4 protein-coding genes and 1 pseudogene are annotated in these 6,149 nt (G+C 74.2%); 1 reads left to right on the top strand and 4 read right to left on the bottom strand.

Features of this window, described 5'->3' with window-relative positions:
• Positions 1 to 478, top strand: a pseudogene (locus ABD54_RS29270) (hypothetical protein); the annotation flags it as partial.
• 396 nt (positions 479 to 874) lie between these two features.
• Here the strand turns inward: ABD54_RS29270 and folE are convergent.
• The 4 genes from folE to ABD54_RS24870 form a co-directional block, all read right to left on the bottom strand.
• The gene (gene folE / locus ABD54_RS24885) at positions 875 to 1,453 is read right to left on the bottom strand and encodes a GTP cyclohydrolase I (protein ID WP_047871978.1); all 579 of its coding nucleotides are present in this window, start codon (positions 1,451 to 1,453) and stop codon (positions 875 to 877) included.
• Positions 1,450 to 2,118, bottom strand: coding sequence for a 7-carboxy-7-deazaguanine synthase QueE (locus ABD54_RS24880; protein ID WP_047871977.1), 669 nt, complete (start codon positions 2,116 to 2,118; stop codon positions 1,450 to 1,452). Before ABD54_RS24880 ends, folE begins: the two co-directional genes overlap by 4 nt.
• 324 nt (positions 2,119 to 2,442) lie before the next feature.
• Positions 2,443 to 3,174, bottom strand: a complete 732-nt coding sequence (gene queC, locus ABD54_RS24875; RefSeq protein ID WP_047871976.1) for a 7-cyano-7-deazaguanine synthase QueC — start codon at positions 3,172 to 3,174, stop codon at positions 2,443 to 2,445.
• A gap of 154 nt (positions 3,175 to 3,328) precedes the next feature.
• A complete protein-coding gene (locus ABD54_RS24870; RefSeq protein WP_047871975.1) occupies positions 3,329 to 6,124 on the bottom strand; it encodes an AAA family ATPase in 2,796 nt (931 codons plus the stop codon).
• Positions 6,125 to 6,149 lie beyond the last annotated feature (25 nt).

The following is a 6,149-nucleotide window of genomic DNA, read 5'->3' as shown; positions in this document are numbered from 1 at the left end:
GCCCGGCGCCCCGCCTGCGGCGCCCCGCCCCACCTCCAGCGCACCGCTGGGGGACCAGATCGGCCCGGTGTTCGGCCTCACGCCCCGGGAGGCCCCGACCTCGCCCGACGCAGGGAGCACGACGACGCGATCGGGCCCGCGCGCCACGACCCCCGCGGCCGAGCCGCCGGACCCGGGGTCCGATTCCCGCACGAACGTCCTCGCCGTGACCGACGCCGCCGGAGAGGTACGGGACCCGGACGGGGACGGCAGCGGGATGAGCGGCGCCGACCCCGACTCCCCGGCCCGCGGACTGGGGCCGACCGGCACCGACGCCGTGGCGCCTGCTCCGGCGCAGGCGCCCGGCCCCGCGACCGGCGCACCCCCGAGCGACCCGACGGAGCGGGAACCGGGGGCGCGGCCCGCGGCGGACTCGCTCCTGGACGCGTTCCACAAGGCCCTGAACACGCAGCCCCCGCCCTCGGGAGCCGACCTGTGACCGGAGGGGCGTCCTCCGGTCACGAGACGGGACCGCCCCCGCGGCCGGTTCCGGACCGGTCGGCGCCCGTACCGAACGCGGAGGACGAGACCACCGTGTTCCTGATGGAGATGACGGACCGGGAACCGGCCGAGGAGAACGGGCGTTGACCCGGGCCCGGGTAGACGCGCCACCGGGAGGACTGCACGGCCGACGTCCCGCGGCTGGAGGCGCTCCGGTCCTGTGCCGGAGGGGTCGACGATCCCGGGGGGCGCCGACGCCCCCGAGTCCCGTGCGGCGAGCCCGTCACGCCCCGCCGCCCGGGCCGGACCCGGGCGACGGGTGGAACGTCGTAGGGTCCCCAGGCCCGGGGGCTGTCCAGGCACCGCTCCGGCCGAACGGGGGTGTACGCGGCGGTCAGTTCCCGGACAGGGCGATCCTGACCAGCTCGTCGCGGGGCGGACCGTAGTCGCGGAAGATCCCGTCGAAGGCCGAGGAGGTCATGAGGGCCGGGGTCCGGATGCCCCGCATGGACATGCACAGGTGCTCGCCGCGGCCGATGACGGCGACGTCGTTCGTGTGGGCCACCTTGGAGACCTCCTCGGCGATGTCGCGTACCAGGCGTTCCTGGACCTGGAGGCGGTGCGCGTGGCGATGGGCGATCCGGGCGAACTTGGACAGCCCCAGCACGCGTTCGTCCGGCCGGTACGCGATGGTGAGCACGCACGAGAAGGGCAGGAGATGGTGTTCGCACAGCGACCACACGGTGACGTCGGAGACCATGACGATCTGTCCGTCGGTGTGCAGCGGGAAACTGGTCTCGACCCGGCCGGCCTGGTAACCGCTGAACTCCCTCCACCATCGGGCGAAGCGCTGCGGGGTGTCCCGCAGCCCACTGCGGTCCGGGTCCTCACCGATCTCGATGAGGAGCTGCCGCGCCACGTCCTCCAACGGATCGCGCACGGCGGAGTCATGGGGTAGGTCTGCCAGCGTCATACACCTCTCCGATCGCCCCACAGCATGATGTGCAGTCTGGTGGTCAGATTCCAACCGCGGGCCATGACGGGATCCCGCAGCCGGACCAGGGACCTGTCCAGTGCAGCCCGGGTCCGCCCCTCCGGCATCACCCAGACCGGACCGATGCCGTACCGTTCGACGAGAGCCCCGACCTCGTCGAGGTCGGCCTCGGTACGGCAGACGAACTTGAAGGCGGTTCCCGGCACCGCGGCGAGGGCCGCCAGGGCCGGGCCGACGATGCGCCTGTCCTCCGGGTCCCCCGAGTGGGCCAGTTTCGGTGACACGTTGAACCTGACCAGCTCCGCCAGACGGGGTTCGGGGATGATCGTTCCGTTGGTCTCGACCTCGATGTCGTGACCCGAGTCCCGCAGGTCCCGCACCAGCGGACGGAGCCTGGCCTGCTGGTTCAGCGGTTCACCGCCGGAGACGACTACCAGGGGAACCCCGTAGGCGACCAGGCGGTCACGGACCTGCTGGTAGGGAACCGCTCTCAGCTCTTCCTTGGGGTCGTAGGCGACCTTGGTGTCGCCCAGACCGGTCCAGTCCCAGGTGTAGGGCGTGTCGCACCAACGGCAGGAGAGGTTGCACCCGCCCAGCCGTACGAAGGCGCAACGGCGCCCGAGTGAAGGCCCTTCTCCCTGGATGGTTCAAGTAGGGCCGAATATCTCGTTCACTACAAGACTCGGCGTTCCCACGGCCTCACCTCCTTTCGCTTCGCGTCCCGTGGCCGCGCTCGTGGCACCCGCCGCGCCCGGGGCCCGCCCGTCGAGGGGGAGCGCCGGTCGCGCGACGCACCCGTGGCCGTGCGAGCGGTGGGGGCGACGGGCGGGGTCGGGACGGTCGATACGGTGACCCGCCGGGGGAGCGGATCGTTCCGGGATGCCCGGGGTCGATGGGTCGACCCCTCGTTCCCAGGTTCGCCGAGGCGGCCACGGAGCGCATCACGGTGGTCACCGAGAGATCCGGGGTCAGGGTGCCGAGAAGCGTGTGACGCCGTCGAGGTACTCGGTGGGGTCGGGGAGACCGGACTCATGGAAGGCCTCGCGGCGCTCGTAGCAGGTCCCGCACGTACCGCAGTGGACGTCGCCCCCCTTGTAGCAGGACCAACTGCGTTCCAGGGGCGCGCCGAGGCGCACGCCGTGCCGTGCGATGTCGGCCTTGGACCACGTCATGAAGGGTGCCTCCACGCGCGGCGCGGCGAACCCCTCGTTGGCCACCCCCACCAGGTGGCGCAGCGCGTCGACGAAGACGGGACGGCAGTCCGGATACACGAAGTGGTCGCCGGAGTGCATGCCCAGGGCCACGGTGCCAGCCCGTCTGGCCACCGCCACCGAAGCCGCGAGGTTGGCCAGCACGGCGTTCCGGTTCGGGACGACGGTGTCGCGCATGGACTCCTCCGCGTAGTGCCCGTCGGGCACGTCCACCCGGTCGTCGGTGAGGGCCGATCCCGTGAGCAGGGGCCCGAGACCCGTGACTCCCAGAACGTGGTGCTCCGCGCCGTAGTGGCGGGCGACGGCACGGGCCGCGTCGACCTCCTTCCCGTGCCGCTGCCCGTACTCCACAGTCACCGCGACCAGCCGGAACCGCAACGCGGCGAAGTGGGCGAGCAGTGTCGTGGAGTCCATCCCTCCGGAGAAGACCACGACCACGGTGAAGGGGTCCCCCCCGGTCTCGTCTGGCGGTGTGTCCTGTCCTCGCATCGGCGTCTCCATCCGCGCATGGGGGCGATCCGGCAGTCAGCGCCCCGGTCGGGGCGCCCGTCCTGCGGTTCCACTCTCGTGCGCGCACGTCGGCGTGGCATCACGGACGGCGACCGAAGTGTTCGCGCGCCCCACCGCAGTCCCGGGCCCCGGCTCACTCCCCGCCGACCAGGATCTCCCACCTTCCGGGGCTGCCGAGGATCTTGCCGAACTCTCCCCTACCGGAGATGCCCAGCTTGCGGTAAGCGCTCGACAGGTGCAGCTCCACCGTGCGACAGGTGATGTGCCGACGGCCCGCGATCGTCTTGTTGGCCTGTCCCAGCAGCGCGTCGATGAGGATCTGCCGTTCGCGCGGGGTCAGGGCGAGGATGCCCCTCACGGAGACGTCGTGCGAGGTGCACGCCTCCAGGGCCACCAACTGGAGCCGTACCCGGTCGGCGAGGTCGCGCGCGCCCTGCCCCGCGGCCAGACCGGCCGCACGGCTCAGGGCCGCCACGGCCTCCCGGTGGCGGCCCATCCGCGCCAGCACCGTGCCCAGCTCCGCCGTGGTCCGCGCGGTCTCGAGGTCGTTTCCGGTGCCCTTGAGCAGGTCCACCGCCGAGCTCAGCGCCTCCGCCGAAGCGGGCTCCCGGGCGAGCGCGCCCCACACCCGCAGCGCGCGGGCGCGCTCCTGCGGCGAACCGGTCGCCTCCGCGAACTCCACTTGTCGGCGGGCGTCGCGCACCGCCTGGCCACGGGCGCCCGCCTTGGCCAGGAGGAGTGCGCCCTCGCTCCGCCAGCAGAGCGTGCCCGGCCCCCGGACCCCCGCCGCGTCCCGGCGTCGGACGACCTCCAACAGCTCCTCGGCGCCCTGGGACAGTGCGCCCGCCCTGATCCCCAGCCGCGCTCGGGCTAGTGGCACGTCGGCGTCGTGCCAGGCCGTCGGCGGGTGACCCTCGTGGTGGTGTCGGCGCAACAGCGCCTCCGCCGCCTCCGGGTCGCCCAGGTCCAGGTGGACGTTGGCCAGGAGGCCGACGAGGCGGGTCCGGAACCCCCTGTAACCCAGGCCAACGTGGGCGGGCAGTTCCGAGAGCTGCTTCGTGAGGGCGTGCCGGGCCGCGGACAGGTCGCCCGCGGCGTAGGACCCCGTCGCCTCGGTGAGCCGGACCGCCGTGCCCACCCAGCGGGGCAGCCGGTCCGGGTCGGCGACGAGCGCGCGCCGACGCGTGGACGCCTCCGCCTGGTGACCACAGCCGACCAGCACCGACAGGGCGGCGGGCAGGGCGGGCGGTTGGAGCAGGAGCTCGTCGAGGCCGTGCTCCAGGGCCCGCCTCGCGTCGGCGAGCGCGGCCGACGGCGGCCCGCCCATGAGGTAGGAGGAGAACGCGCTGACGGCCGTGACGGCGGGAGAGCGCGGCACGCCGACGGGGCCGGGGGCCCCTTCGGCCGGCCGGGCGGCCGTCGGCTCCGGCGGCAGGGACCGGCCGTGGGCGAGGAAGGTCCGCGGCCAGGCCTCCCGCTCCGTTCCGGCGACGGCCTCCCCCACCGTCCGCAGGACGGCGGACGCGTCGTCGCCGCGTTCGCCCTCGCAGAGCGTCGCGCCGATCAGGCCGAGCAGACGTCCACGGACCGCGGCGTCGGTGGTGCGGCCGAGCGCCTCCACCGCGGCGCGCAGGCCGCCCCGCCGGTCGAGTGCGATCCGGGCGGCCGCCAGCTCGGGGGCGACACCGGGCCACGCGCCCGTTCCCCCGGCCTGGACGGCGTGCTCCAGGTAGCGCACGCGGTCCCGCGCCGCCGTGTCGGGCAGCCGTGCGGCCGTGATCAGGGCGGCGGAGGACCACGGGGCGTCCAGGGGCACCGTCGACTCCGTGAGGTGGCGGGCCACCCGCCGCTCCGCACCGGGTCTGCGGCGCAGGAAGTCGGCGGCGGCCAAGTGCGCCGCGTTGCGGCTCATCACGGTCATGGAGTCGAGCAGTGCGGTGTGGAGCAGCGGGTGGCGCAGCGTCACCGCGTGGTCGTCGGTGACCAGGAGCATCCGCGCCAGGAGGTCGAGCGCGGCCAGCGTCTCCCCGAGCCCGGTACCGCTCAGGTGCGCGACCAGAGCGGGGTCGGCCTCGCCGGAGGCCGTCGCGACCACGACCGCCTCGGCCACCGCCCGGGTCCGCGGGTGGAAGCGGTTCGCCCGGCCGATCATCGCGTCGGCCACGGAGGGGAGCGCGGCGCTTCGCAACTCGGCCGGTGAGCGCACCGGGGAATCGCGGGCCCCGATCCAGTCGCACAGGGCCCGCGTCAGGAACGGGTTGCCGACGGTGACCTCGTGGGAGGCCGTGACGAGGTCCGCGTCGAACCGGCGGCCCAGCCGCTCGCGCATCAGCGCGCCGGTCTCCCGCTCCGACAGCCCGCGCAGGGTGATGGTAGGCGCGCCGGAGAGCAGATCGGCGAGTTCGGTCGGCGCCGCGGCCGGTTCGCCGCTCCGGGTCGAGACGACCAGCGTCACGGGAAGGTGGGCGACGTCGTGCAGGAGGCCCCGCAACCGCACCAGTGACTCGGGCCCCGCCTGGTCGACGTCGTCCAGCGCGATCACCAGGGGGGCGTCCCGGGTCAGCGCCTCCACCAGCTCCCGGGGGCCGGTCGGCACGCCTCCCGATCCCCTGGTTCGGGGCGGAGCGGCGGTACCCCCTTCCTCCTCCTCGGCGGGGTGTCGGTCGGCGGCCAGGGCGAGCGCGTCGGTGAGGGCGGTGACCAGGCGGTTTACGTGGCGGGAGCACGCGATGCGCACCGCGGGTCCGGTGCGGGGCGGCGCGGGGCGGCACACCAGGGAGAGCAGGGTGGTCCGCCCCACACCGGGCTCCCCCGTCACCACGTGACAGGTGAGCCCCGTACGGCGACTGTTTCGACGGGCCGAGAGCAGCCTCGCGAGCGGTTCGGACCTGCCCACGATCCCGCTGCGCCGCGTCCGGGGCTCGGGCATCCTCATCCTCGTGTTCGGGGGGGGG

Origin of the sequence: Nocardiopsis sp. RV163 (assembly GCF_001029525.1) — a bacterium.
Lineage (GTDB): Bacteria > Actinomycetota > Actinomycetes > Streptosporangiales > Streptosporangiaceae > Nocardiopsis > Nocardiopsis dassonvillei.
Note: the sequence above shows the minus strand (reverse complement) of the source record. Positions and strands in the feature narration are given on the sequence as shown.